The organism is Roseomonas rosulenta (genome assembly GCF_016106005.1).
Taxonomy (GTDB): domain Bacteria; phylum Pseudomonadota; class Alphaproteobacteria; order Acetobacterales; family Acetobacteraceae; genus Neoroseomonas; species Neoroseomonas rosulenta.
In genome coordinates, this window is the sequence record NZ_JACADR010000433.1 from 1 (window position 1) to 2509 (window position 2509).

Consider the following 2509-nt stretch of genomic DNA (forward strand, 5'->3'; position numbering starts at 1 on the left):
GCTAGCGGACCTGCCGGCGCGCGTGCTGTCCTCGGGGCAGAAGCGGCGGCTCGCGCTGGCGCGCCTGGCGCTCGCGCCGGCACCGCTCTGGCTGCTCGACGAGCCGACCACGGGGGTCGATGCCGCCTCGGTTGAGCGGCTGCGGCCGCTGCTGGCGGCGCATCGCGCGGCGGGGGGCATCGTCGTGGCCGCCACGCATATTCCCCTGCCGCTCGATGGCGCGAGGGAGCTGCGGCTGTGAGCGCCTTCCTCGCCCTGCTGGCGCGCGAGATACGGCTGGCGATGCGCCACCCGGCCGATACGCTCGCCGCCGTGCTGTTCTTCGTGCTGGTCAGCGCGCTGTTCCCCTTCGGCGTGGGCCCGGCGCCGGAGACCCTGGCGCGGCTCGCCCCCGGCGCGCTGTTCGCCGCGGCACTCCTGGCGGCGCTGCTGCCGCTCGACCGCCTGTTCGGCGCGGATGCCGAGGACGGAACCCTCGACCAGCTGCTGCTCTCGGGCCTGCCGCGGGGCGGGATCGCCGCGGCCAAGGCGCTGGGGCACTGGATCACCACGGGGCTGCCGCTACTGGCGGCGACGCCGGTGGCGGCGGCGCTGCTGAACCTGCCGGTGGAGGCCTGGGGGGCGGCGATCCTCGCGCTCGGCCTCGCCACCGCGCTGCTGTCGCTGCTCGGCACGGTGGGGGCGGCGCTGACGCTGGGTGCCAGGCGCGGGTCGGTCCTGCTGCCTCTTCTCGTGCTGCCGCTGGCGATTCCCGCGGTGATCTTCGGCGCGGCGGCGATCGAGGCCGCCGCAGCGGGGCTTTCGCCGGCACCCTTCCTGCTGCTGCTGGGGGCGGGGGTGTCGCTCGCGGCACCGGTTGCGCCGATCGCGGCCGGGGCGGCGCTGGGGGCAGAGTAGCCGCGGAGCGAATGTCGCGCGGCTCACAGACCGTTCGACACCGCGCCGTTCGGCGCATCTCGCGGTCCGGCGGCCGGCCCGCTCTGCCATCGCGGGCAACGGCCAGGACGTCATCGACCTCGGCGGCGGGACGGACACGCTCGATCCGGAGGGCTGGAACCCGTCCAGTACTCCCCGGAGCGTGACCGACGGGCAGAGCGGCGAGTCGCCGTCTTCAACACAGGCTCGAACACGCCCAGGGTCCACGGCTACAAACCCGGCGACGACGTCATCGCCTGATTCGCCGAGTGCACGCGGATCGCGACTGCCCGCGGGGAAGTCCCGGCCGGGCAGCTGCGCGACGGCGACCTGATGTTGGCCCGCCTGATCCGACCGGGTCCTTCCGGAGCACGCACCGAATCACGATTTCGGCATCTGTCTAAAATAACCGCAATGTTACATGATGCGATGCGGGGCGCGGTGCCCGCCTGTCTGATCATTTTCCTGTAAGTAATTGAATTACGTCCGTTTTTGACCGGCTTTGGCGATCCATGCACAACTTTGCCAATGATCCGGCTCGGGGCGCGCCGGCCGCCGCCGTTACGCAACTCTACCATTGGTCGCTGTTGCGAATCCCTTCGCCGAGTATGATCAAACTATCGGCAGACGATGCGCAAAACGCCGTCGCCACGCCGGACGGACGCCGCCAAAAGGCGGCGCCGTGTCCACCTCCTGAAGGACACGACGCCCATGGCAGAGAACGACCCGACCCCGTCCCCGGACGATGTCATCATCACGCTGCGCCCGGTCGCGGGCGGATCCAGCACCATCGAGATCGACCGCCTGCGGGACGGTTCCTACCGCGCCACGCATCGTGCCGGCAGGGGCACGCTCGAACTGTGCCGAACGGACGACCTCGAGCGGCTGCTGCGCCAGTTAAACGAGGCGCTCATCACTGGCACCCCGTCCGGCTACGTCGCCGCTGTACGGAACCTGCACGAAACGGAACTCTGCCGCGCCAGCTGACCGGCAGGGGTGCTACTCCGCGCGCTGCGGGCGCGCGAGCAGCAGCGCCATCGCCTCGCGCACCGTGATCCGCTCGGCCACCAGTCCGGCCACTGCCTCGCAGATGGGCATTTCCACGCCTGCCGCCGCCGCCCGCGCCACCAGCGCCGGGGCGGTCGCGACCCCCTCGGTCACGCCGCGGCGCGCTGCCAGTACATCGGCCAGGCGTTCGCCGCGCCCCAGCGCGAGGCCGAGCGACATGTTCCGGCTGCCCGGCCCGGCGCAGGTCAGCACCAGGTCGCCCAGCCCGGTCAGCCCGGCCGCCGTTTCCGCCCGCCCGCCCAGCGCCACCGCCAGGCGCGACAATTCCGCCAGCCCGCGCGTGACCAGCGCCGCGCGTGCATTCTCCCCGAGCCCGGCGCCGATCACTGCCCCGGCCGCGATCGCGATCACGTTCTTGGCCGCGCCGCCGACCTCCGCGCCCACGGGGTCCTCGCCGGCATAGAGCCGGAAGCCGGGCGAGCCCAGCAGCGCGAGGCCGGCCTCCCGCAGCGCCGGGTCGCGCGCGGCCACCACCGCCGCGGCGGGCAGGCCGCGGGCCACCTCATGCGCGAAATTCGGCCCCGAG

Annotated in this window: 4 protein-coding genes; 3 read left to right on the forward strand and 1 reads right to left on the reverse strand. The window is 72.8% G+C overall.

The genetic code is table 11. From position 1 onward, the window contains the following. The 3 genes from HW578_RS25425 to HW578_RS25435 all read left to right on the forward strand — a co-directional run. A partial coding sequence (locus tag HW578_RS25425; protein WP_198373500.1) for an AAA family ATPase occupies window positions 1–241 on the forward strand: 241 nt, incomplete at its 5' end. A 41-nt stretch (window positions 242–282) separates the two neighbouring features. Continuing rightward, on the forward strand, window positions 283–897 hold the full coding sequence (ccmB, locus tag HW578_RS25430) for a heme exporter protein CcmB (RefSeq protein WP_232479277.1): 615 nt from the start codon (window positions 283–285) through the stop codon (window positions 895–897). Window positions 898–1626: 729 nt separating this feature from the next. After that, on the forward strand, window positions 1627–1902 hold the full coding sequence (locus HW578_RS25435; protein ID WP_198373502.1) for a hypothetical protein: 276 nt from the start codon (window positions 1627–1629) through the stop codon (window positions 1900–1902). Between the two features lie 12 nt (window positions 1903–1914). Here the strand turns inward: HW578_RS25435 and HW578_RS25440 are convergent. Then, on the reverse strand, window positions 1915–2509 hold a 595-nt coding region (locus HW578_RS25440; RefSeq protein ID WP_198373503.1), incomplete at its 5' end, for an NAD(P)H-dependent glycerol-3-phosphate dehydrogenase.

What these genes read in the sequence shown, in the direction of transcription:
- ccmB (WP_232479277.1), top strand. Translation starts at nt 283, where the DNA reads ATGCGCCACCCGGCCGATACGCTCGCCGCCGTGCTGTTCTTCGTGCTG.
- HW578_RS25435 (WP_198373502.1), top strand. Translation starts at nt 1,627, where the DNA reads ATGGCAGAGAACGACCCGACCCCGTCCCCGGACGATGTCATCATCACG.